Raw genomic sequence first — 23,589 nt, 5'->3', positions numbered from 1 at the left:
TGCCACATTTTGCGCCCAGTGATTAGTCTTTGAGTGTAGCATTATTCCGAAGCGACCTTGACTGGATGATTCGACGTGGAGGATTCTACAGGAAAATCAACGGGATTCGGGAAACAAACCACCCAAATTTCCCGATTAAATTCGGGTTAAAGCAAGGGAAAGAGACGCGGATTTAGGAAAGGGACTCGGATTCCCAATACAAACAAATGCCGCCCAATATTTGGTCCCGGCAAAGGGTGTAAATTCATCCGGTTTTGTAGTTAATTCCTGTAACTGTTTTGCACAGTCATAATTCAATTGTTCAACTTGCGCGATCGCCTCTGGAGTTAACCAATCCTGCCGCAATTGGGAAACCTGGAGAGTTTTGAGATACTCTTGTGCCTCCTCCAACGCCACCGTGCGACCCAAATCCGTCTCAAACAAATTGTGATAAAATCGTTCCATTAAAATCGCCGTGGGTACATCGGGAACCTTCCACAGACTCATCACCACCGTTTCAGCACCCGCCAGAATCAGCGATCGCCGTAAACCCAGTACCCCCTCCCCAATAGACTGATCCCCCAACGCCGTATCACAAGCAGACATCACCACCAACCGCGTCCCCGTCAAATCGAGATGAACTGCATTTTGTGCCGTCAACAACCCATCCTCCGCCTGTTCCGGCAACAACCGTTCTTGCAACACCGTATTCGCCCCAGCAAACGCCAACCCCGATCGCCTCATCGGGTCCTGTAATCCCTGTAACTGTAAGCGTCTCCCCTGTTGCATCACCATTCCTGCGGAGCCGACTCCCCCCATCTCGATAGTCGGCAAACCGAAGAAACCCCAGACATCCGGCAGAGTTTGGTCCAGGGGTAGAAAATAGCCGTGGGTGGCAATATGGACAATTTCCGGGGAGTGGCATCGAGACAGCAAGGACTTCACCGCCTGCGCCTGGGTATATACAGGAACCTCCAATAATTTGGCAATGCGACTCCCCTCAATTTGCGTCCCCGGCAACGGTTTGAATACCTCCTCCGAACCGCGTCCCAAGTCCCGAGAGAGCGATCGCACCTCATCATACTCCGACGGTTTCGAGAGGATTCCCGTAACCGCCACATCCTCCCCAGATTCCCCCCGCAAATTATAATCCGGATTGGCAATCACCAAGGATTCCGTATGTTTCACGGGAATTGGGAACTGAAACCGCAACAAATCTCGTCCCACCGCCAGATAGCGCAACTTATACTCATCCATCAAATAGGCAGTTCCGTCTCCAGACAAAATCCCAAAAGGCAGGGTTGCCAGTTCCCCATCCGGGGCAATGTATAGAGTTTGCTGGGGTTGCAAATACGCCTTCAGGGGTTGAATCAACCGTTGATACAACTCCAGTCCCTCTGGGGTAGTCAAGATTGCCGGAACATCAGATTCCTCTATCGGATCAGTTTTCGGTTTCCCTAATCCTGACAAATCCAAATCGCGATCGCCCTTTTTCCCCTGTTCCTCTCCCGAAACCGACTGCCGGAAGATCCGACAGAGGCGATCGATCTCCTCCGCCTCCCCTAAATCAATCATTTCCACCCCTGCCGCATCCCCCGCAGACAACACAAACGCCAGATACCGCGCTGGAAACGATTGTTTATCTCCATTCGCTTCCACTGCCTGGAAATTACGGACCCGCACCCGCACAAACTCCAGCAGCGTTGCCCCTTTTGGCAGGGATTGAGTAATAGCCTCACGACTGGCAGAATCTAATTGGGTTTGCAGATTCATTTCTGGAATTTGACGACTCAGCGATCGTTCCACGTCCTCTTGTTCTTGCTTTAACCGCGCCAATTGTTGCTGGTAAGCGGGGTACTGTGACAGTTCTGTCGGGACTTTCAACGTAAAAGCACCCACTTGCTGAGTTAATTGCCCCAGTTTCTCCAATTCAGGTTTGAGGTGAGGGTAACGTCCCGATACAATTAGAGTTCTCATCAACAACCCCGCCTCCGTCGCCAACCCCTTGCGCCGCAACACCAAATCCAACCCCGCCCGTTTCGCAGCGGCATCCGTTGGGAAGTATTGGGTAATCAGAGAGAGAAATCCCTCTAAATGGTAATAGTTTTGTTGCATATATTCCAGACGCTGGCGATCGCTGCTAATCGATAAAATTTCACCGATAAGCCGGTTTGTAATTTGGTTCGCCTCTTGCATGAGTCTTAATGCCTCGTGAGGGCGATTCATTGCCGCCATCAGTACCGCCAAACCTCTCAAACTCCTGGCATAGCTAGGATGATTCTCACCCAACTGCACCTTCCAAATCTCCTTTGCTTGCAGGAAAAGGCGTTCGGCATCCGTCAACCGCCCCATTGTTCTGTACAGTTCTGCCAAATTGTGCAAACTGGTGGCATAGTCGGGATGATTCTCACCCAACTGCACCTTGATAATCTCCTTTGCTTGCAGGCAAAGGGGTTCGGCATCCTTCCACCGCCCCATTGCGGAGTACAGTAGGCCCAAATTGTTCAAACTGCTGGCATAGTGGGGATGATTCTGACCCAACTGCACCTCGCAAATCTCTATTGCTTGCAGCAAAAGGGGTTCGGCATCCGTCAACCGCCCCATTGTTCTGTACAGTTCTGCCAAATTGTTCACACTGGCGGCATAGTCGGGATGATTCTCACCCAACTGCACCTTCTGGATCTCCATTGCTTGCCAGTAAAGGGGCTCGGCATCCGTCAATCGTCCCATTGCCGAGTACAGTTCCGCCAAATTGCTCAAACTTTGGGCATAGTCGTGATGATTCTGACCCAACTGCACCTTTTTAATCTCTATTGCTTGCCAGTAAAGGGGTTCAGAATCGGTAAACCGTCCCATTTTTCTGTACAGTATCGCCAAATTGTTCAAACTGGTGGCATAGTCGGGATGATTCTGACCCAGCTGGACCTTCCGAATCTTCATCGCCTGTAGGTAAAGGGGCTCGGCATCCGTCAACCGTCCCATGTCTCTGTACAGTTCCGCCAAATTGTTCAAACTTTCTGCATAGAGGGGATGATTCTGACCCAACTGGACCTTCCGAATCTTCATCGATTGCAGGTAAAGGGGTTCAGAATCGGTCAACCGTCCCATTGCTCTGTACAGTCGTGCTAAATTGTTCAAACTGCTGGCATAGTCAGGATGATTATGACCCAACTGGACCTTCCGAATCTTCATCGATTGCAGGTAAAGGGATTCAGAATCGGTAAACCGTCCCATTACTCTGTACAGTATCGCCAAATTGTTCAAACTGTTGGCATAGTCAGGATGATTATGACCCAACTGCACCTTTTTAATCTCCATTGCTTGCAGGAAAAGGGGTTCGGCATCTGTTAACCGCCCCATGTCTTGGTACAGTCCCGCCAAATTGTCCAAACTGGTGGCATAGTCGGGATGATTATGACCCAACTGCACCTTTTTAATCTCCATTGCTTGCAGGAAAAGGGGTTCAGCATCGGTCAACCGCCACATTGCGGAGTAGAGTACCGCCAAAACGTTCAAAATGCGGGCATAGTCGGGATGATTCTCACCGAAAGCATATTTTCCCAGTTCGCACGCTTCTGTGGCGAATTGAATTCCTTGCTCATACTGACCTTGATGGTAAGCGGTTTCTGCATTCCTATGTAGTGAGATAAGTTGCTCCATCAGATTATCAAACATCAGTCAACCTCTAATACTTGTGTAAACTAAGATTCCGTCCGCTCACAATTGGGCCTATTCCCTTGTCTAATATTCCCAATCCCAACCCAGAATAACCCAACTCTCTGCCTGCGGACCGAGGGGCCCATCTTGATGAAGATTTTGAATCTAACCTCGTCGTCAATCAAGGGATGACGATAGAAAATGCCCACAATTTAGCACAGGCAAGATATCCTGGGTCTAAACTTTTAAAACCAAGGAGATATCATGAATCAATCATCTCTCGAAAAATTTTACCAATCTTTACAGGTTTGCAAATCTTTAAAAACCATTCAATCTCAGCGTTCCACTCTCCCTTGTGAAACCATCCATCTGCTGTGCGACGTTGCACAGGACCCATTCGAGTTACTGGATTTGTGCCAACAGCATGATAGGGAGATAGAACCCGCACTCACCGCTATTGCTGACTATGCTGCCACGGTGGATAACTGGAAAGCGGGGGATTGTCCTTTTGGGGTGAAAGACCATTGTAATATTTTGCACTTTCTCCTGAATGTTCACACCCAACAATTTGAGTTTTTTAGAGGCCGGGAAACCTTCACTCCGGAAATCATCTGTGAATTTCTTAAGGATTGGAAAGGCATTGATTTGACTCCTTTAATTGCATCTCGGGAAAAAACACCCGTTGCCTAATCTGCGGTTAGCTGAGAACGTTCGTAGTAGTGGCGTCACCCGGCGGGGGTTCAAACCCCCGCCTAATAGCTAAAGTCGGATAAATCCGACTGAAATAGCTGAGGGCTGTTCTGATGGATTGAAGGCGTTTAAATTGGATTCATTGCCAGATGCTCAATCGTTAACGATGGGACGGATGCCGGTTTCATCAATAATAAAACCACCTCATCACCCCTCAATCTTCTAGTCGGTTTCAACCGACTTTAGCTATTAGGCGGGGGTTTAAACCCCCGCCGGGTTAGGGGGGTAAACTATCCATGCCCATAAATTACTCCACCACCTCAAACTTTTTATAAAATACCTGTGCATTCCACTGCCGTCCCACTTGCTTAAATATTTCCTGCAACCGTTCATCGGTAACGACAATATCGTTTGGGTTAGACTCCCGACGCCCCCAGGATAAATTAACCGGATTTTCAGTTAGTATTGCTAGAAAATATTCGTCCCCAATCTTCATATATTTCAAAGCACTTGCTAACGCTTGGATACCGGGAATATGTAGCTTTTTCTCGGGCAGCACCTGGGTTTCCTCAGAAAATGCCCCCGATGGACAAAGGCAATACAGCGTACCGGAAACCCCCTGATTAATCAAGAGCAAATGACCCTGATGCGGGAAATGCGCCTGTAAGACATATTCTTCCCCTTTACGAATCGTCACCGGGTCTTTCGCCACATTCACGCATATATCCCTGTCCCCATTCTTTAGCTCAATCATCTGCAATTCTTCCATCCCATAAGTCGCCATTTTCTGCGCCAATTCCCACCCCCGCCGAGGAAATTTTATTTCCCACAACCACTGATAAATGATTTGCCAAGGTGCTTGGTAACCGGGATGTTGCTTTTGCCGCCCTCTTGGTCTTGGTAACGAGTCAAGCACTATCCCATCATCTTCCATCTCTTTGCCAAATCTGAGGATTATCTTTTTATTGACATTCCCTAAACACTGTTCAATATTTTCGGTAAAGGAACCGTTTAATACCTTTTCATCATTAATTTCTACAGCTAAATCGGTATTGCGAATATTTTTGTGCTTCGGATGATAGCGATACCAACAGCAAAACCGCTCGTTGTCGCTCCCTAAAGGTGGAATAACGTCGTTGGTAAAATTATTGAGAAATTCTTCTTGTAACGAGGTGGCTAGTGGAAGGTTTATCATTTCCTCTCTCCTGTGTTGCTTGAATAACCGGGTAGTTAAAAGTGCCGGGTTGCTTACTGTTCTTACTCTACCATAATTTTACAAAACCTTCCGCCAATCCGGGAAAAAAAGGCCTATATTATTTGTCGTTATTTGAATTTATTTTGGCGTATATCAGCTTATTTGAAGTGATTTTTAGGGATTAGTACAGGGTTTTATCCTGGGCAAGTAATCCCTCAAAACGAATATTTAATTTTATTTGTAGACCATTTACAGTGATTTTGCGAATCCATTTAATGGGGATATAGCCGTTCAGAGTTAACCCCATGAGCAACAAAATCTCCCAAAATCAAAAAGTCTGGCAACTGATGGAATGCATTATCCCCAATCTAATTGGACTGTATATTGATAGCTATTTCGGATGTGGATTGAGCTTAGTCCTGTTATTATGGCACTGGACTGGAGACAAAACCGATCGCACTTCCACCCCGCGTCAAAAGGCGATCGCATTGTTGCCGGTGGCGATCGCCTTTTGTGCAATGAATGGAATGGTTTCTGTCCCCGGTGAATCGGGTTCCGTCAATCCGGGAGGGGGAACCTTAAACCAAATGCCGTTGATTGCAGTCCTCCCTCCCAAGACAAAACCGGGTTTTCTTGATACTGTAGAGTTTTAAACCGTCACTGGGAGGGAAAAATTTGAAACAGCAGCGCGATCGCCGTCGTTTGATGATGCCACTGTTGGCGCTACCTTTTCTCGCTGCATCCCTGTTGTCTGGATGCGGAACCAACCCCACCCGCCAGATCCAACAATCGGATGTTTTGCGCTTACTCTACTGGCAAGCGCCAACCATTCTCAATCCTCATCTGTCGGTGGGGTTCAAGGATTGGGAAGCGAGTCGAATTACCTTAGAACCCCTGGCAACGTTCAATAATCAGGGGGATTTAATCCCCGTGTTGGCGGCAGAAGTTCCCACTCTGGAAAATGGCGGAGTGGCGGCAGATGGGTTATCGGTAACCTGGAAACTCAAACCGGATATACAATGGTCCGATGGTACTGCCTTCACTGCTGCTGATGTGGTGTTTACTTATGAATTTATTTCCAATCCCGAAACTGCTTCGGCGAACTCTTCCAATTATGATGCGATCGCCTCAGTAGAAGCAGTTGACCCCCTAACTGTTAAAGTTAATTTTAAGGCGGTTAATCCCGGTTGGTTTTTACCCTTTGTCGGTTCCGAAGGGATGATTTTACCGCAACATATTTTTGCCGATTATACCGGCGCAAATTCTCGACAAGCACCGGGTAATTTATCCCCCGTGGGAACAGGTCCTTATCGCGTCGTCGAATTTCGACCCGGAGATACGGTAGTTTATGAATCCAATCCCTATTTCCGAGAAGCAGAAACCCTCTATTTTAAGCGAATTGAACTCAAAGGCGGGGGAGATTCCACCTCAGCAGCGAGGGCGGTTTTACAAACCGGCGATGCGGATTATGCTTATGGTTTGCAAGTCGAACCCCAAGTTTTAGAACAATTAGAAGCGGGAGGACAAGGACAAGTTATGGCAATTTTTGGTCCGTTAAGCGAACGGATTCAACTGAATCAAACGGACCCCAATCGCGCAACCGCTGCAGGCGATCGCTCTAGTTTACAATTCCCCCATCCCTTTTTGAGCGCTCGCCAAGTTCGCCAAGCATTCAACCTGGCGATCGACCGTAATACCATTTCTGAACAACTCTATGGTGTCACCGGCATCCCCACCCCAAACTTTCTCGTTTCTCCCCCCACCTATCTCTCCCCCAATACCCGATTTGAATTTAACCTAGAACAAGCAGCAGCATTATTAGAACAAGCAGGTTGGCGCGATACCAATGGCAATGGCATCCGGGATAAAAATGGCGTAGAAATGCGCGTTGTTTTTCAAACTTCAGTCAACCCTGTTCGGCAGAAAACTCAGGAAATCATCAAACAAAACTTCCGAAACCTCGGCGTAGAAGTAGAAATCAAAAGTATTGATGCCAGTATCTTCTTCTCCGGCGATCCATCCAATAATGATTCCCTCAATCGCTTCTATGCCGATTTACAAATGGTGACCACCGGCAACACCTCCCCCGACCCCACCCGCTACCTCCAAACTTTCACTTGCGAAGAAATAGCGCGTCCTGAAAATAGTTGGTCCGGTAGCAATACATCGCGCTATTGTAATCCAGAATATGACCAACTCTGGCAACGTTCTACGACGGAACTGAACCCTGAAACTCGGGCGCAATTGTTTATACAAATGAATGATTTATTAGTGGAGGATGTGGCAGTGATTCCGTTAGTCCATCGCGCCGATGCGATCGCCGTTAGCAATTCCCTAGAAGGGGTGGAGTTAACCTCTTGGGATAGAGTCGTTTGGAATATCCACCAATGGCGACGGAGATAGTTTAAACCTAACAGCAAAACCCGGCGGGGGTTCAGTTCACCACAAACGGCGGGGGTTCAGTTCACCACAAACGGCGGGGGTTCAGTTCACCACAAACGGCGGGGGTTAAAACCCCCGCCTAACAGCTAAAGTCGGATAAATCCGACTACAATGCCTTCACTGTATGGGTTTGAGTCGGTTTCCAACCGACTTTAGCTATGAGGCGGGGGTTTTAACCCCCGCCGGATCGTGAACTTGAAATTGAACCCCCGCCGGATCGTGAACTTGAACCCCCCGGGTTTGAACCCCCGCAGGTTTGTCGGAACTCATGAATCTTGTGCCTATGAAAACCTACTTGTTGAAACGCCTGCTGATTTCCATTCCCACCTTAATTGCCATCAGTCTCGTCATTTTCATCATTCTAGCATTAGCACCTGGAGACCCTTTAGGAGAATTTGCCACCAATCCTGCCATCACCGCAGAAGTGCGAGAAAATCTGCGGCGTTCCTTTGGATTGGACCAACCGATTCATATCCGATATGTGAAATGGGCCGTCGCATTTTTTACCGGAGATATGGGATACTCCTTTACCAGTCGCAGTCCCGTCATCGACTTAATTCTGCAACGATTACCCACCACCTTATGGGTCGTCGGTTCCGCCTATCTCTTTGGCATCTTAATCGCCTTTCCCCTCGGCATTATCTCCGCCCTCAACCGCTATTCTCTAGTAGATAAACTAACTACAACCTTTGCATTTTTATGGTTTTCTTTGCCAACCTTTTTCACCGGAGTGCTATTTATCATTATTTTCAGCGTTCAACTCAACTGGTTTCCCTTCATCTATAATAGCACCTTAAGGGTAACTGATTGGAACAGTTTTATCGCCCAAATTAAGCAGTCAATCATGCCAATTGCTGTTTTAGGACTGTATCAAGCAGCGATTTTGATGCGTTTTATCCGGTCCTCGATTTTAGAACAACTGTATCAGCAATATGTCCGCACCGCCTACGCCAAAGGGTTATCCAAATTCACAGTCATCAAGCGGCACGTTTTAAGGAATGCCTTAATTCCCGTCGTTACTCTGGTGGCCCTCGATATTCCCGCAGTATTTACCGGCGCATTAGTCACCGAACAGGTGTTTCGAGTGCCAGGGATTGGTTCTCTGTTAATTGAGTCCATTTATCGGAGTGATACGCCGGTAGTCATGGCCATTACGTTTATTTATGCGGTATTAATTGTCATTTTTAATTTAATTGCCGATTTACTCTATGCGATATTAGACCCCAGAGTGAAATATCATTCATAATCCCATTCTTGATTCTTCCTTTACTCCAGTGATTCCGTTGAAAATATGTCCAATGCTAACCCGATTGAAGCTGAAGTGAGTCCCAATTTTACGCCAAATTTAGGTAAAAAAGCATGGCAGAGATTTTATCAAGATAAAATGGCGGTTTTAGGTGCGATCGCCCTGACCATTCTCCTCCTCTGCGTTATCTTCGGTCCCTTTTTTTACACCACCGCCATTGATGAAATTGACTTCAGTCGGTCCTCAATGGGTCCAAGTTGGAATCATCCCTTTGGCACCAATTCCCTGGGTCAAGATATCCTCGCCCGAATGTTATCTGGAGGACGAATTTCCATTGCCGTTGGTGTCGCTGCCATGTTGGTGGCGATTACTGTTGGAGTGTTCATCGGTTCAGTTGCTGGATATTATGGCGGCATCATTGATGCCTTACTCATGCGTCTGACTGACTTATTTTTAGCCCTTCCGCAGTTACCCTTACTCCTGTTAGTCGTTTATCTATTTCGTGACCCAATTCGGGCAGTTGCTGGACCAGAATTTGGCATTTTTATCCTGGTTGTTTTAGTGATTGGTTCCCTCACCTGGATGTCTGTAGCGAGACTGGTTCGGGCCGGATTTTTAACCGTTAAACAATTAGATTTTGTCACCGCCGCCCGTGCCTTGGGTGCATCCCCCCGACGGATTATTTGGATTCATATTTTACCGAATATTATTGGTCCAGTAATTGTTGCCGCAACCCTGGCGATCGGCAATGCCATTATTACCGAATCCACCCTCAGTTTCTTTGGATTAGGATTTCCCCCAGACGTTCCAACCTGGGGACGAATGCTTTATGATGCGCGGGATTACTTACAAACCTCACCCCATCAAGCAATTTTTCCAGGACTAGCAATTTTTATCACAGTCAGCAGTATTAATTATATCGGGGATGGATTACGCGACGCCCTCGACCCTCAAAGTCGTTCTATTTAATCTCCATTTTCCTCAAACACTGGGGGCCATAAATCAGCAATTTGTAATTCCCATCCCGGAAGCAATTCGGGAAGTGTCAAGATGTCGGTGTCGGTAAAAACGATTGGGGTTTGATTGGGGCGATAGAGGGTAACGGTTAACTCATCCGGGTCAATTAAAATGCCAACTTTCACCCCTTGTTCCAAAAACATTTGGATTTTTTCCCGTAGTTTCGTAATCCTATCGCTTTGAGATTTGATTTCCACCACTAAATCCGGAACCACTTCACTAAAATACCGGACGGTGCGAGGCATTCGCGATCGCGACACATAGGACACATCTGGGGCGGTTAAATCGGCATTCGGTAGAATGAAACCCCCGCTAGAGTCAAAAACTAACCCCAACCGTCGGGGATTCACCCACACATTGAGGAGAAAGCTCAATTGTGCACCAATATAGCTGGAGACAATATCTGATGGACCCATGACAATCAGGTTTCCTTCGCGCAATTCTATCTGGTAATCATTAGAATCATTTTGGAGTTGGGATTGCAGGTTCTTCAAGTGTTCAATGGTTAAAGACATAAGTTTTTATAGGCTCAGTTTATTTAAAACTATTCTACCTCAATTTAGCCCCTTTTGAGTGACATACCCAGCGCCTATTCCCCTGACTTCCCCTTATTTTAATCTCCATTTTCTTCAAACACGGGGGGCCATAAATCAGCAATTTGTAATTCCCATCCCGGAAGCAATTCGGGAAGTGTCAAGATGTCGGTGTCGGTAAAAACGATGGGGGTTTGATTGGGGCGATAGAGGGTAACAGTTAACTCATCCGGGTCAATTAAAATGCCCACTTTCACCCCTTGTTCCAAAAACATTTGAATTTTTTCCCGGAGTTTAATAATACGATCGCTTTGGGATTTGATTTCTACAACTAAATCCGGAACCACTTCGCTAAAATACCGGACGGTGCGAGGCATTCGCGATCGCGACACATAAGAGACATCCGGGGCCGTTAAATCAGCATTCGGTAGAATGAACCCCCCGCTAGAGTCAAAAACTAACCCCAAGCGTCGGGGGCTCACCCAATTACCCAGTAATCGACTCAACTGTGCGCCAATGTAGCTGGAGACAATATCTGATGGACCCATGACGATCAGGTTTCCCTCGCGTAATTCTATCTGGTAATCACTGGAATCATTTTCGAGTTGGGATTGCAGGTTTTTTAAGTGTTCAATGGTCAAAGACATAAGTTTTTATCGGTGGAGTTTATTGAAAAATATCATACCTCAATTTGGGGATTTATGGGGGTTAAGAAACCGGGTTTTTATCCCAAATTTGGATAGAAAATCAAAGATTAGGGCAAAAACCCGGTTTCTGGTTTGGTGTAGGGGGCTAGAAACCGGGTTTTTATCCCAAATTTGGATAGAAAATCAAAGATTAGGGCAAAAACCCGGTTTCTGGTCTTTTGCATAAGATGGAGAAACCGGGTTTTTATCCCAAATTTGGATGGGGACTCGTAAATTAGGGAAAAAACCCGGTTTCTGGTTTGGTGTCGGTTGAAGTGAGAATGTCTAAGGAGTGGTCCGGGCGGGTTGCTTGATCGCAGTGGGTTCGTAGAGATATTCAAACCAATTGCCATCGGGGTCCTTGCCGTAAAATGAGGCAGTCCCATCGCGGTGATCGTGGATTTCGCGGACGTCGGCCCCTTCTGCTTTGAGGCGATCGTAGGCGGACTGAATTTCGGCCCGATCGCTGAAGACGAAGCCAAAATGGGGTCCGGCGTGTTGGTAGCTGGGACTCAGGAGGGCCAATCCATCCTCTCCGGCTTTTAAATAGGCCCAATCAGGGTCCTTCCAGACCACAGTCATGCCTAAGTTGTGATAAAAATGCACTGCGCGATCGAGGTCCGTGACCCGAATGGCAATATGTCCGATCCGTTTCAGCTTCATCATCCTTTAAGTTTTATGAACTTTCTTTCTATTCTTATTCTAAAGTTCTTGCCAGCCCAAAGTGTCCACTTTAAGCTTCAACGCCGAATCTCCCCCATCCTCCCCATCCTCCCCATCAACCAGGGACCAAGGACCAAGGACAAATGACATAAGACAAATCACAAATCTCAGTCAGTTTGCCTGTAAATTTGATAGTCTAGCATAAATAGTTTTGGGAACGGATAGAAGCAGTGGACATTCAAATTGGGCGTGGCAAAACGGCTCGCAGGGCATACGGAATAGATGAAATTGCCTTAGTCCCGGGTACGAGAACGCTAGATCCTTCTTTAGCGGATACGCGCTGGACCCTGGGCGGGATTGAGAGAGAAATCCCGATCATTGCCAGTGCGATGGATGGAGTCGTCGATGTCCGCATGGCAGTTTTGCTTTCTCAATTGGGCGCGATGGGTGTGCTGAATTTGGAAGGCATCCAAACTCGGTATGAAGATCCCGAACCGATTCTCGATCGCATTGCATCTGTCGGCAAAGAAGAGTTTGTCGGATTGATGCAAGAACTCTATGCTAAACCGATTCAGCCCGAGTTAATCGAGAAGCGTATTCATCAAATTAAAAGCCAAGGTGGGATTGCTGCAGTCAGTGCCACTCCGGCAGGGGCCGCCCAGTATGGCGCAACGGTTGCCAAAGCAGGGGCCGATTTATTTTTCGTTCAGGGGACTGTAGTTTCCACGGATCACTTATCTCCCGAATCCATCACTCCCCTGGATTTAGCCAAGTTTTGTCAGGAAATGCCCATACCCGTGATTTTGGGCAATTGCGTCACCTACGAGGTGAGTCTGAAGTTAATGAAAGCGGGTGCTGCGGCAATTATGGTGGGGATTGGACCCGGTGCCGCTTGTACGTCTCGCGGGGTTTTGGGTATTGGGGTTCCCCAGGCAACAGCAGTGGCGGATTGTGCTGCGGCACGGGATAACTTCTACCGGGAAACGGGCAAATATGTTTCGATCATCGCCGATGGCGGTTTGGTTACCGGGGGGGATATCTGTAAATGTATTGCCTGTGGTGCGGATGGGGTGATGATTGGCTCTCCCTTCGCTCGGGCGAAAGAGGCTCCCGGACGGGGCTATCACTGGGGGATGGCGACTCCTTCGCCAGTGCTACCTCGGGGGACGCGGATTCGGGTGGGCAGTACCGGGAGTTTAGAACAAATTCTCCGGGGGCCAGCGGGTCTGGATGATGGGACTCATAACCTCCTCGGGGCGCTGAAAACCAGTATGGGGACGTTAGGGGCTAAGGATATGAAGGAAATGCAGCAGGTGGAAGTGGCGATCGCTCCTTCTTTGCTTACCGAAGGAAAAGTCTATCAAAAAGCCCAACAACTGGGAATGGGTAAGTAAATTTACTAGCCTTCTGTGGTGATGTAAAATTTGTGCAAAGTTTTACACCAGCAGAGCCTTCTGTAGTTTACAATAGAATATAGCGGAGACGCATGTTTCCGTTCACTCCTCACACCACACTCCGCCCGGACTTCTGTTCGGGCGGTTTTTTATTTAGGACGGCTTGTTTAAATGCGAAAATAGACTAAACTAAAATCTGCATCCAAACCAATCGTCCTAAACTAAATCGACTCAATACATGAGATTTAGCCCCGTGCTACCCTCTTGCCAGAAAGTCTGACCACAGGCGATCGGTTCTGGGATGGTAAAATTACTCGTTGAGAAACCCTATAGAAAAGGAATCAAGGGCAATGTCAGCAGCCGCACAAGTTACAGACTCTACTTTTAAGCAAGAAGTGCTTGATAGCGAGGTTCCAGTTCTCGTCGATTTTTGGGCACCCTGGTGCGGACCTTGCCGGATGGTAGCCCCTGTTGTCGATGAAATCGCCGAGCAGTACGACGGTCAGGTTAAAGTTGTTAAAGTCAATACCGACGAAAACCCGAACGTAGCCAGCCAATACGGAATCAGAAGTATTCCTACTTTAATGATTTTCAAAGGCGGTCAACGGGTGGATATGGTGGTCGGCGCTGTGCCGAAAACAACCTTGGCTAATACCCTAGAAAAATATATAGCAAAGTAATCGACTCACCATCGAGACTCCCTTAGTAAACGGATTTTCTGGAGATTTCATAACGAAATGTTGGTTCTTGAGAATTCAGAATTTACAATGCTCAACATTAAACCTTTTAATTGTTAGCGCCTAATTCTTTATTTTCTTTGGACTCCATTCCATCTGAACTTCTCCAGAGCAACTTTGCGATCGCTGGACTCTGCGGGGTCCAAACTCTATCCCGCCCTAGGTTGAACTCGGGCGGGTTTATCATTTCTGCCCTCTGGATCCGGGCAAAACTCTCGACCGAAATCAGTTTTTCTGCCACTGGGGATCGCTTTTCGCTAGAATCAAGGTGCAGCCTTTCTGAGATTTATGGCTTCCCCTTACTCTTCTGACTCTCTCGATCGCCTCCAGGCCCAGATTAATGAACTCATTGATGAGTTGCCAAACCTCAAGTTTAGAAAATGGATTGAGCGATCGCTCTCCACCCTCGTTCGCTTGACCAGCGAAGACATGGAACGTCTGGATTGGAAAATCCTCAGTGCGGCTTTACTCGATATGGAAGCCGCCTTTCAAGCCTTTCATCCCCATCGCCATACCCGGAAAATTACCATTTTTGGGTCAGCGCGCACCCCACCGGAGGCCCCAGAATACCAGATTGCTGAAGCCTTTGGCCGTGCAGTCGTCGAACAGGGATTTATGGTGATGACGGGTGCCGGGGGTGGCATTATGGAAGCGGGCAATAAAGGAGCCACGAAAGCCCACTCTTTTGGCTTAAACATTCAACTGCCCTTTGAACAGGAAGCCAACCCCTATATTGACCCCGGGAATTTAGTCGAATTCAAATACTTCTTTACCCGCAAGTTATTTTTCCTCAAGGAAAGTGACGCGATCGCCCTGTTCCCTGGGGGATTCGGCACTCAAGATGAAGCCTTTGAATGTGTCACCTTGGGACAAACCGGGCGCTTTGGTCCCTGTCCCGTAGTCCTCATCGACTGTCCCGGTGGTGACTACTGGAAAGACTGGGATGCCTATATCCGCAAGCACCTCCTGCACCGGGGATTAATCAGTCCCCATGATTGCAGTATTTACACGATTACCGATAACGTCGAGGTTGCCTGTGAAACCATTCGCAGTTTCTATCGGGTTTATCACTCCAGTCGCTATGTCGGCGATCGCTTCGTGATTCGCCTCAAAACCGAACTCTCCGATGAAGCAGTCGCCCAACTCAATGAAGAGTTTAGCGATATCCTCGTCCGAGGCATCATCGAAAAAAGCCACGGATTACCGGAAGAAACTGGAGATGAAACCTTTGAACTCCCCCGCCTGATTTTCTTCTTTAACCGCCGGGATGCCGGACGGATGTACCAACTGATTCGCCGAATTAACACCCTCGGCGACTCCGATTCTGTAGAATCCTCTCATCCTGAGCGCAAATAAGGACCAAAGATGAGAAAATAATCCCCAGAGTCGTTTATAAAACTTTACAAGAACATGACAGAAATTCAGTTTTCCCGAGGCATCAAGGAAGAGGTGATCCCAGACGTGCGCCTCACTCGCTCTAAAGATGGCAAACAGGGGACCGCGACCTTTTACTTCAAAAATCCGGCCATTCTGGACAAGGACAGCACCGATGAGATTACCGGGATGTACTTGCTGGATGAAGAAGGGGAAATCGCTTGCCGGGATGTCAAGGGTAAATTCGTGAACGGACAAGCGGACGGCATCGAAGCAACCCATGTGATGAAATCCCAAGCGGATTGGGATCGGTTTATGCGGTTTATGGAACGCTACGCCAAGGAAAATGGTTTAGGGTTTAGCAAGGCTTAATCTTGGTCCCCGGGTCTCAACTCAGGCGCGATCGCCTCTGTCCAAATGCTATGACAAACATCCCTCATCCCGACTCTCAACCTGTTGCCGTCCATTGCGCGATTGTTACGATTAGCGACACGCGCACCCCAGAAACGGACCGCAGCGGCCAATTGATTCAAGCGCTATTGACCCAGAACTCTCATGCCGTGGTGGATTATACGATTCTTCCCGATGAACCGGCACAGATTCAGGGCCATCTAGTCGCCTTGGGTCAGCGTCCGGAGTTGGAGGCGGTGATTTTTAATGGGGGAACCGGGATCGCGCCGAGGGATACGACTTATGATGCGATCGCCCTTTTGCTAGAGAAGACTTTACCCGGTTTTGGCGAACTCTTTCGCGCCTTAAGTTACCCAGAAATCGGGTCGCGGGCGATCGCCTCTCGGGCGATCGCTGGCCTTTATCAATCTAAGTTAATTTTCTCCATCCCCGGTTCAACGGGGGCGGTCAAACTGGCCCTCATCAAGCTCATTTTACCTGAATTAATTCACCTCACTCAACAGGTAAAATCGGGAGGACATTGATCCGATTACTTTCTATCTCTCCAAAAGCCTAACCTGCCAAAAACTACATTATTTGGGTCCCTTAACGCGAATACAAACCCTGGGTTTGTATTCGCATCAACCTTTAATCAACTTATTCTTCAAAAGCATAAAATTTAAAATTTGTCAACGACCTAAAGGCAGTTTTTTGATTTCCATCTCTTCAGGGCAAACACCCCAGCCGGTAGAGTGGAACCGGAATAAATGTAGGTCATTATAACCATAATGGGACGGAGTGAGAACGGCAAACGTCCTCACTCAAGCCAGGACTGGCTACTAAAGTGAGCCGGGGATGACCGGGCGATCGCCACCCATCGGGTCCTTCGGCCCGGGAGTTTTGTGGGGGTAATTGTAGGCTAATCTCCATCATTTCAGTTCCCAAAGCCCGTTTCTGCCGAGAGTTCATCCCTACGATGGATGTTCTCTATCCGAGTCATCACAAGCCTTTCGGGGTGAAATCCCCGCATTTTATGTCATTACCGCCATCTTTTATACAGAAATTGAGCCCTTGTTCTCAGTAGTTTTACGGAAAACCGTATAATTACTGAGAAGAAAATCATCTAAATCTGGGCAAGCTCAAACTTAATAATATTTAACAGGAGGAAAAAAATGGTAGCCATCAACGGCACAGAGGCCAACAACGGAAGCGAGACCTTATCTACTGAGTCCGAAATTTTACCGGGACTCAATGGCAATGATACGGTTCTGGGAAGTTCCGGGGATGATGAGATTCAGGGAAATCCCGGATCGAACTACATCCTAGGAAATCAGGGCAACGATTTCCTCTCAGCCGGACCCGATAATGATACCTTGTTTGGCGGACCCGGTAATGATGTCTTGGTGGGCCAATCGGGAAATAACCTCCTGTATGGTAACGAAGGAGACGACTTCATCTATGGGGTTGCCGGGAACAACATCCTGTTTGGAAATCAGGGCAACGACTGGTTAGTTGGGGGCGAGAGCAACGACACTATTTATGGCGGACAGGATGAGGATACGGTGTTTGGGGGTGACGGAAGCGACCTGCTCTATGGCGACAAAGGGAATGACGTCCTCTTGGGCAACGGAGGGAACGACACCCTCTATGGCGAGGGAGGAAATAACCGATTATATGGGAATCAGGGCAATGATTTATTAGTGGGCAATGGGGCAGAGGATACCCTCTACGGTGGACAAGATGATGATACGGTTTATGGGGGTGACGGAAACGACCTGCTCTATGGCGACAAAGGGAATGATGTCCTGTTTGGTAAGGGAGGAAACGATACCCTCTATGGTGGAGAGGGTGATGATCTGATTTTTGCAGATGAGGGGAACAACTGGTTAAATGGTAACGGAGGAAACGATACCCTGTATGGTGGAGAGGGAGATGATACACTGTATGTCGAACAAGGAAATAACTTTCTCTCCGGGGGTGGGGGAAATGATCTCCTAGTTGCGGGTTCCGGGAGCGATACGTTAATCGGAGCAGAAGGGCGCGATCGCATCGTTTTGGCAAGAGGGACCGGAAGTTTCACCCGGAGCGAAGCGAATCTGATTGTTGATTTTACCTTCGGCGAAGATGAAATCGAACTCATCGACGGACTCCGGTTTGACAATTTAAACTTTATACAAGAAGGAGAGGAAAATTCCCCCCAGACCATCATCCAAGATAAACGGACTGGGGAATATTTAGCCATTTTGCAAGGGGTGAAGAAAACAGAAATAGAATTCACTCGCAGCGCGTTTATTGAGCCACCTCCGCCTCCAGATAGTGAGCCGGTGCTGTTTTTTCCGCCCACTAATCCCATTCCCCCGGCACCGAGTCAAGTCTTTGTCGTCAATGAAACCACTCCCCTAGGCGCGATCGCCATGATTTCGACGGAGGAAAATTCCAGTAATACGGAGTATTCCCTGTTAGATGTCATCGATAGTGAGGGAGAGTCAGTATCCAATCTATTTGAACTCGCTCCCGAAACTGGGGAGATTTTACTCACAGCTACCGAGAACCTGAGCCAGTCCAATTATTTCGAGATTGAAATTGCTGTCGCTGACCCGGAAACCAATACCGAAACCTTGGAAGTTTACCGCGTTTATACCTCCATTCAAACCGCGATCGCCGGAACCAACCCGGGAGATACCATTATGGTCAGTAGCGGCACCTACTCCGAACTCCTGGACATCGATAAACCCTTGACCCTTAAAGGGTTTCATGCTGGTGTAGCCGGAAACGATAGCGCTCGTGGGACGAATGAGACGATGATTTCCACTGAAGCAGGTGGAACCACTATCAGAATTCTCGCCAGTAATGTCACCCTGGATGGCATTGAGACCAATGGAGATATTTTGGCCGTCCAACCGGAGAACGGGACAGCGATTGAGAATCTGGTCATTGAGAATGTGCGAGTTTTGGATGCGCTTGATGGCATCAATTTAGAAGATGCGGCCACGGCAACCGTGGAGAATAATTTGATTCAAGGCAGTGGCGGGATTGTCTTGGGACTGTTTGACTCGGCGATGAGTGCGATCGTTCGCCATAACACCCTAGACTCCGTGGATTTTGGCATCTTGGGGTCTTTATCGGAGTCTGAAGTTGAAGAAAATCAGGTGAGATTAGGGGAAAATCGCAATTTATCGAATTTACCCGTCGGCGCAGATCAACAGGGGAGCGGGATTAAGCTGGTTTCTAATTCCGAGAATGTCACCCTGGCGAATAATGCCATCGAGAATGCACCCGTCGGCATAGTGGTTGAACCGGAAGTGACCAATGCGTTCCTGGAAAACAATAGGTTTAGTAATACGCCGGAGGAACTTCGGGTGATGGCGTCGAGGAATCCCGCCATAGCCGTGGTGGAGAATCAACCCCAGATTAATATTATTACCGGGTCTAGCGATGCCGACAGCTTGCAAGGCACTGAGGGAAATGACCTGTTGTTCCTCGGCGATGGGGTGGATACTCTCACGGGGGGAAAAGGTCAAGATATCTTTGTCTATGCCACGGTGAATTCCCCGGGAACTGCCAGCGATCGCATTACGGATTTTAGCTTTGGCGCTGATGGAGATGCGATCGCCTTTACGGAGAATCTATCCGGTGTATCCGGAGGAACCCCAGTCACCCTGTCTAAGGCATCCTTGATGGATGGGACCGAGCGGGTGATTGTGGATACTCAGGCTAATATTTTAGCCATGACGAGCAGTAATGCTCGGATTGGCTATGCCACAGATACGGGAAAACTGTATATCGATGATGATGGAGATTTTACCTCCGGCGCGATCGCCCGGGTCGATGTGGGAATCGGCAATTTAACCGCAGATAATATCATGTTTTTGGATTGATTTTTGGGCACACAAAAAGAGGGACGCAAATCTGATGCGTCCCTCTTGTTCCGGTTGCGGGTCTTGTTAGGGTAGAAAATGCCAGTTCAAGGCAATTTACTGAATCGCTAACGGGTTAGGTTGGAGTTGTGCGAGCAACGAAGCAACCGCGCGAGCATAGCAGGGGTCATCAGAGGTTCCCCGGAGTTGGGGATTGGCTGCTAGACGGCGTTTATCCTCATTGGTCAAGTCGATCGCGATATCCGGCGTGATGCCGAGTTGGGAGATATCGGTACCATTGGGGGTGTAGTAATGGGCGATCGTCACCGTTAACCCTGATCCATCGGAGAGGGAATGGACCGACTGCACCAAAGCTTTACCAAAGGTGGGGGTACCAATAATCGTGGCGCGGCGGTTATCTTTCAGAGCACCGGATAAGATTTCGCTGGCACTAGCGGAGTTTTTATCCACTAAAACCGCCAGAGGTTGCTTGGCGATCGCCGAACGATTGGCGCGAAAATCTTGACTGCCGCCATTGCGATCGACCGTGCGGACAATTTCCCCACTATCTAACCACATCCGAGCGATATCAATACTTGCGTACAATAAACCCCCCGGATTGCCGCGCAAATCCAAGACAAACGCATCCACACCGCGATCGCTCAGTTCGCTAATCGCATCGCGCATTTGTTCCGCCGCATGGGAACTAAACTCGGATAACTGGATATAGCCAACATTGGTTCCCCCTTCAGCGCGGATATTATAGCGAACCGCTTGGAGTTCAATCCGCGCCCGTTTTAACGTGACATCAAATTCCCCTTGAGTTGAGCGATAGACCCGCAAACTCACTTCCGTCCCTTCTTTTCCCCGTATCAATTGGGCGGCTTCTTCGACTTTCATCCCTTGAGTCGGGCGATCGTCAATCTGCAAAATTTGGTCCCCCGATTGCAGTCCCGCTTGCTTCGCCGGGGAATTTTCCATCGGTTCAACCACCGTGATTTTTTGGGTGTCTGTATTGAGCTCTAAACGCATCCCCACCCCAGACATTTCCCCCGAAGTTTGAGTGGTCAACTCCTCAAACTGTTCTGGGTCTAAAAATCGTGTGTAGGGGTCATTTAATTTGGCTAAAGCAACCCGTACTGCGGCGTAAGCTTGTTCCGGCGAGGAATATTCCTGACTTAACAACTCCGTGCGCGTGGCTTCCCAATTCACCTGATTAAATGAGCCATCCACATAGTCCCGATTCACGATTTGCCACACTTCATCCACAATCGCCTTGGGACTATTTTGAAGCTGTGCTCGCACCGCCCGAGAGCCAAGAGGAGTTAATAAGGTCAGAGCTGCAGTGGTGGCAAAGGCTCCACCAAATAGGGCAATTTGCAGCAAAGAGTTCCGTTTTGAGTATTGATTCATGTAAGTTGGGGGATTAGGGGTTTAACGAATAGAGACAATCTGTTAGAGAATTTAATCCAGAGAACCAACGGGTTAAATAAAATTGATTCTTTAGACTCTCAAATTTTTCCAGTTGAGGGACTGATAGTTCTGTTGAGTGGTCGTTAATTTTCCAAATCAAGATGTATTTTTGCCAGCATGAGGATTGTTTTGCTCCCAGCCTTCACCCAGAACGGGTCTAGTCCGGGTCAATTCCGACCTAGCTGGAATTCCTCAACCGTGACCTTGAGCAAGACAAGGGCTACTACTCTCTAATAGCAATAGTGCCAACAATTTGGCTGGTTTGCAACATTTGCTCCCGTTTGTCTTGGAGAGGTTGGTGGCCCTTTAACCCGTAAAGTTATAAAATGGGGTGACAATGGAGTAACCGTCCTTGGTCCCCTGACTAGCAGTGACTTCACGACAACGGAAACGGTTTCCGGATGAGTAAAGCAGTGAGCGTCCCTGAAATCGCCGAATGAATGTTGACACACGGATGATTTAATTGAGGTTGTCTCTAGTGTAGCTAAAATATTTGTCAAGCGCAGTATGTTCCGATGCAATATTTTTTAAGTTAATCTGTAGATGTTGAAGCTCTGTAACTCGGGGATCCGGGTTGAACGCTTTGGGGCAGATACCCCCAGCAGACAAAGCGAACTGAGGTCGAGATTGCCGAGGAAAGTCCGGTAGAAGGAGGCCGTCTGAAGGAGACCAAGCCAGACCTAAAGACTGGGACCATTAGCCTGGGTTACCTCCAATCCGCAAGAATTCAGATCAGGAGGGTGTAGTGGAATCTAAAGTACAAACCGTTACCTCGCGAGGGTGGGGAGAATGGGGGACTGTGGCGATCGCCATTGTCGCCCTCGCTGGAGCCATTATCATGCAGCAGACGGGTCTAGGAAGCCCCCGCCTAGCCCAAACCGACCCCAGACAAGCTCAACAACAAGAAGCCTTACAAGTCCAAATGCTGAGGCGATCGCCCACCCTCGGTTTCGATAACTTGATGGCTAACTATGCCTTCCTCAAATGGGTGCAATATTTTGGCGATGAAGAGATCCGAGACCAAATCGGCTACGCCTTAAATAAAGAATACTTCGATGTCATTACCCGCCTCGACCCCCGCTTCGCCGATATGTATCCCTTTATCTCCACTGCGGTTTCCTTTGCCCAAGGAGAACCGGAATTGGGCATCCAATATATGGAACGCGGTCTAGCGGTGTTGTCCCCGGAAATCAATCCCAAAGCCTTTCTGGTGTGGCGTTTTAAAGGCCTCGATCAACTGCTGTTACTCGGAGATATTCCCGGCAGCATTGAATCCCATGAAAGGGCAGCCCAATGGGCGATCGGCACAGAGTACGAAGACTATGCAGACCTCTATCAAGGTGCAGCAGACTTCCTGAGAACTGAACCCGATAGTACCGGGGTTCGCCTCTGGTCCTGGAATGAGGTTTATCAAAATAGTATCAATGAATCGGTTAAACAACGCGCCGAACAAGAAATACTCAACCTTGGGGCCACTAAGGAAATCACCGAGGACGGTCAAGTGATTTTTCGGCTACCTGATACGGAGTAGGCGATCGCCATGAAGCAAAAATCCCGTCCGCAACCCACTCCCTCCCACTTAGGCACTAGAGGCAGAGGGAAAACACAGAAAATAGTTACCGGAGTTACTGTATTTTTTGTCCTCATCCTCGGCGGATTCTGGGCTGCCCAAATGCTCCGTCTCCAATCCGCTGCCGCTGGGTCTGTAGATGCTATTTTAGTCCTGGGTGGTAGTATCAAACGAGAAATGTACGTCACCCAATTTGCCAGACAGAATCCGGACATTCCCATTGTGATTTCCCAAGGTTCGGCCTCTCCTTGTGTGCAGCTAATTTTCGATCGCGATCGCGCTCCGAATCAGAATGTTTGGTTAGAACGATGCGCCTACTCTACCTTTACCAATTTTACCTTTAGTGGTGAACTCTTAAAACAGTGGGATGTCAAGAAAGTTAAAGTTATCACCTCCGAAACCCATCTGCCTCGCGCTAAGTGGTTAGCACAAATTCTTTTAGGTGCCAAAGGAATTGCAGTAGAAATAGAAACCGTAGAGGAAGAAGGCATTCCTGGCAATAAAGAGTTTTGGCTAAAAACTGCATTAGATGTCACCCGCAGTTTAATTTGGGCCATCATTGATCAGTTCTCTTCCCCCCAATGTCAGCAGGTGGAACGCCTGAGTGAAATTAATATCACCCAATGGCAACCCGACGATTATGAATGTGAACATCAAGGTCAGTTGGATTGATTGCGTCATGGGTC

General features: G+C 48.2%; 20 protein-coding genes. 13 read left to right on the top strand and 7 right to left on the bottom strand.

Going from position 1 to position 23,589, the window contains the following annotated elements; translation table 11 throughout:
* Positions 1–135: 135 nt before the first annotated feature.
* Positions 136–3,654 (bottom strand): CHAT domain-containing tetratricopeptide repeat protein, encoded by a 3,519-nt coding sequence (locus NG795_RS10110; protein ID WP_367288541.1) that lies wholly within the window; start codon positions 3,652–3,654, stop codon positions 136–138.
* Positions 3,655–3,900: 246 nt separating this feature from the next.
* Between NG795_RS10110 and NG795_RS10105 the strand changes: the two genes are divergently transcribed.
* Positions 3,901–4,326 (top strand): hypothetical protein, encoded by a 426-nt coding sequence (locus NG795_RS10105; RefSeq protein ID WP_367288540.1) that lies wholly within the window; start codon positions 3,901–3,903, stop codon positions 4,324–4,326.
* 307 nt (positions 4,327–4,633) lie between these two features.
* Here the strand turns inward: NG795_RS10105 and NG795_RS10100 are convergent, their stop codons facing one another.
* On the bottom strand, positions 4,634–5,521 hold the full coding sequence (locus tag NG795_RS10100) for a DUF4384 domain-containing protein (protein WP_367288539.1): 888 nt from the start codon (positions 5,519–5,521) through the stop codon (positions 4,634–4,636).
* 305 nt (positions 5,522–5,826) lie between these two features.
* On the opposite strand from NG795_RS10100, the gene NG795_RS10095 reads away from it, so the two are divergent.
* The 4 genes from NG795_RS10095 (at position 5,827) to NG795_RS10080 (ending at position 10,178) form a co-directional block, all read left to right on the top strand.
* Complete coding sequence (locus NG795_RS10095) at positions 5,827–6,174, top strand: hypothetical protein (RefSeq protein WP_367288538.1); 348 nt, start codon at positions 5,827–5,829, stop codon at positions 6,172–6,174.
* 52 nt (positions 6,175–6,226) lie between these two features.
* A complete protein-coding gene (locus NG795_RS10090) occupies positions 6,227–7,924 on the top strand; it encodes a peptide ABC transporter substrate-binding protein (protein ID WP_436836045.1) in 1,698 nt (565 codons plus the stop codon).
* Positions 7,925–8,246: 322 nt separating this feature from the next.
* Positions 8,247–9,209 carry an ABC transporter permease gene (locus NG795_RS10085; protein WP_367288536.1) on the top strand — a complete coding sequence of 321 codons (963 nt, stop codon included), beginning with the start codon at positions 8,247–8,249 and terminating at the stop codon, positions 9,207–9,209.
* Positions 9,210–9,254: 45 nt separating this feature from the next.
* The gene (locus NG795_RS10080) at positions 9,255–10,178 is read left to right on the top strand and encodes an ABC transporter permease (protein ID WP_367288535.1); all 924 of its coding nucleotides are present in this window, start codon (positions 9,255–9,257) and stop codon (positions 10,176–10,178) included.
* Here the strand turns inward: NG795_RS10080 and NG795_RS10075 are convergent.
* From NG795_RS10075 to NG795_RS10065, 3 genes are all read right to left on the bottom strand, one after another.
* Entirely contained in the window at positions 10,175–10,741 is a 567-nt protein-coding gene (locus NG795_RS10075) for a Uma2 family endonuclease (protein ID WP_367288534.1), read from the bottom strand. The two genes, NG795_RS10080 and NG795_RS10075, sit on opposite strands and share 4 nt — an antisense overlap.
* A gap of 98 nt (positions 10,742–10,839) precedes the next feature.
* Complete coding sequence (locus tag NG795_RS10070) at positions 10,840–11,406, bottom strand: Uma2 family endonuclease (RefSeq protein ID WP_367288533.1); 567 nt, start codon at positions 11,404–11,406, stop codon at positions 10,840–10,842.
* Between the two features lie 324 nt (positions 11,407–11,730).
* Positions 11,731–12,108 carry a VOC family protein gene (locus NG795_RS10065; RefSeq protein ID WP_367288697.1) on the bottom strand — a complete coding sequence of 126 codons (378 nt, stop codon included), beginning with the start codon at positions 12,106–12,108 and terminating at the stop codon, positions 11,731–11,733.
* A 230-nt stretch (positions 12,109–12,338) separates the two neighbouring features.
* Between NG795_RS10065 and NG795_RS10060 the strand changes: the two genes are divergently transcribed.
* The 5 genes from NG795_RS10060 to NG795_RS10040 all read left to right on the top strand — a co-directional run bounded on the left by NG795_RS10060 (position 12,339) and on the right by NG795_RS10040 (position 16,548).
* Complete coding sequence (locus NG795_RS10060) at positions 12,339–13,502, top strand: GuaB3 family IMP dehydrogenase-related protein (protein WP_367288532.1); 1,164 nt, start codon at positions 12,339–12,341, stop codon at positions 13,500–13,502.
* A 317-nt stretch (positions 13,503–13,819) separates the two neighbouring features.
* Complete coding sequence (gene trxA / locus NG795_RS10055) at positions 13,820–14,182, top strand: thioredoxin (RefSeq protein WP_367288531.1); 363 nt, start codon at positions 13,820–13,822, stop codon at positions 14,180–14,182.
* Positions 14,183–14,527: 345 nt separating this feature from the next.
* Positions 14,528–15,595, top strand: coding sequence for an LOG family protein (locus tag NG795_RS10050; RefSeq protein WP_367288530.1), 1,068 nt, complete (start codon positions 14,528–14,530; stop codon positions 15,593–15,595).
* Between the two features lie 54 nt (positions 15,596–15,649).
* Positions 15,650–15,985, top strand: a complete 336-nt coding sequence (gene psb28, locus NG795_RS10045) for a photosystem II reaction center protein Psb28 (protein WP_261197672.1) — start codon at positions 15,650–15,652, stop codon at positions 15,983–15,985.
* Positions 15,986–16,035: 50 nt separating this feature from the next.
* Complete coding sequence (locus tag NG795_RS10040; protein ID WP_367288529.1) at positions 16,036–16,548, top strand: MogA/MoaB family molybdenum cofactor biosynthesis protein; 513 nt, start codon at positions 16,036–16,038, stop codon at positions 16,546–16,548.
* A 232-nt stretch (positions 16,549–16,780) separates the two neighbouring features.
* On the opposite strand, the gene NG795_RS10035 is transcribed toward NG795_RS10040, so the two are convergent.
* Positions 16,781–16,972, bottom strand: coding sequence for a hypothetical protein (locus tag NG795_RS10035; protein ID WP_367288528.1), 192 nt, complete (start codon positions 16,970–16,972; stop codon positions 16,781–16,783).
* A gap of 203 nt (positions 16,973–17,175) precedes the next feature.
* Here NG795_RS10035 and NG795_RS10030 point away from each other — a divergent pair, with 203 nt between their 5' ends.
* The gene (locus NG795_RS10030) at positions 17,176–19,881 is read left to right on the top strand and encodes a NosD domain-containing protein (RefSeq protein ID WP_367288527.1); all 2,706 of its coding nucleotides are present in this window, start codon (positions 17,176–17,178) and stop codon (positions 19,879–19,881) included.
* Between the two features lie 96 nt (positions 19,882–19,977).
* On the opposite strand, the gene ctpB is transcribed toward NG795_RS10030, so the two are convergent.
* Entirely contained in the window at positions 19,978–21,273 is a 1,296-nt protein-coding gene (ctpB, locus tag NG795_RS10025; protein ID WP_367288526.1) for a carboxyl-terminal processing protease CtpB, read from the bottom strand.
* Between the two features lie 805 nt (positions 21,274–22,078).
* On the opposite strand from ctpB, the gene NG795_RS10020 reads away from it, so the two are divergent.
* Together NG795_RS10020 and NG795_RS10015 are read left to right on the top strand one after the other, a co-directional pair.
* On the top strand, positions 22,079–22,864 hold the full coding sequence (locus NG795_RS10020; protein ID WP_367288525.1) for a hypothetical protein: 786 nt from the start codon (positions 22,079–22,081) through the stop codon (positions 22,862–22,864).
* A 9-nt stretch (positions 22,865–22,873) separates the two neighbouring features.
* The gene (locus NG795_RS10015) at positions 22,874–23,575 is read left to right on the top strand and encodes a YdcF family protein (protein WP_367288524.1); all 702 of its coding nucleotides are present in this window, start codon (positions 22,874–22,876) and stop codon (positions 23,573–23,575) included.
* Positions 23,576–23,589: the final 14 nt, after the last annotated feature.

Origin of the sequence: Laspinema palackyanum D2c, assembly GCF_025370875.1 — a bacterium.
GTDB lineage: Bacteria > Cyanobacteriota > Cyanobacteriia > Cyanobacteriales > Laspinemataceae > Laspinema > Laspinema palackyanum.
This window is presented reverse-complemented; position numbering and strand designations above follow the sequence as displayed.

Excerpts from the sequence above, each read along its gene's own strand:
- NG795_RS10040 (WP_367288529.1), top strand. The coding sequence starts at position 16,036 with ATGACAAACATCCCTCATCCCGACTCTCAACCTGTTGCCGTCCATTGC.
- NG795_RS10095 (WP_367288538.1), top strand. The coding sequence starts at position 5,827 with ATGAGCAACAAAATCTCCCAAAATCAAAAAGTCTGGCAACTGATGGAA.
- NG795_RS10035 (WP_367288528.1), bottom strand. The coding sequence starts at position 16,972 with ATGAACTCTCGGCAGAAACGGGCTTTGGGAACTGAAATGATGGAGATT.
- NG795_RS10050 (WP_367288530.1), top strand. The coding sequence starts at position 14,528 with ATGGCTTCCCCTTACTCTTCTGACTCTCTCGATCGCCTCCAGGCCCAG.
- NG795_RS10080 (WP_367288535.1), top strand. The coding sequence starts at position 9,255 with ATGTCCAATGCTAACCCGATTGAAGCTGAAGTGAGTCCCAATTTTACG.
- ctpB (WP_367288526.1), bottom strand. The coding sequence starts at position 21,273 with ATGAATCAATACTCAAAACGGAACTCTTTGCTGCAAATTGCCCTATTT.
- NG795_RS10085 (WP_367288536.1), top strand. The coding sequence starts at position 8,247 with ATGAAAACCTACTTGTTGAAACGCCTGCTGATTTCCATTCCCACCTTA.
- NG795_RS10030 (WP_367288527.1), top strand. The coding sequence starts at position 17,176 with ATGGTAGCCATCAACGGCACAGAGGCCAACAACGGAAGCGAGACCTTA.
- NG795_RS10065 (WP_367288697.1), bottom strand. The coding sequence starts at position 12,108 with ATGAAGCTGAAACGGATCGGACATATTGCCATTCGGGTCACGGACCTC.
- psb28 (WP_261197672.1), top strand. The coding sequence starts at position 15,650 with ATGACAGAAATTCAGTTTTCCCGAGGCATCAAGGAAGAGGTGATCCCA.
- NG795_RS10090 (WP_436836045.1), top strand. The coding sequence starts at position 6,227 with ATGATGCCACTGTTGGCGCTACCTTTTCTCGCTGCATCCCTGTTGTCT.
- NG795_RS10110 (WP_367288541.1), bottom strand. The coding sequence starts at position 3,654 with ATGTTTGATAATCTGATGGAGCAACTTATCTCACTACATAGGAATGCA.
- NG795_RS10070 (WP_367288533.1), bottom strand. The coding sequence starts at position 11,406 with ATGTCTTTGACCATTGAACACTTAAAAAACCTGCAATCCCAACTCGAA.
- NG795_RS10100 (WP_367288539.1), bottom strand. The coding sequence starts at position 5,521 with ATGATAAACCTTCCACTAGCCACCTCGTTACAAGAAGAATTTCTCAAT.
- NG795_RS10015 (WP_367288524.1), top strand. The coding sequence starts at position 22,874 with ATGAAGCAAAAATCCCGTCCGCAACCCACTCCCTCCCACTTAGGCACT.
- NG795_RS10105 (WP_367288540.1), top strand. The coding sequence starts at position 3,901 with ATGAATCAATCATCTCTCGAAAAATTTTACCAATCTTTACAGGTTTGC.
- NG795_RS10075 (WP_367288534.1), bottom strand. The coding sequence starts at position 10,741 with ATGTCTTTAACCATTGAACACTTGAAGAACCTGCAATCCCAACTCCAA.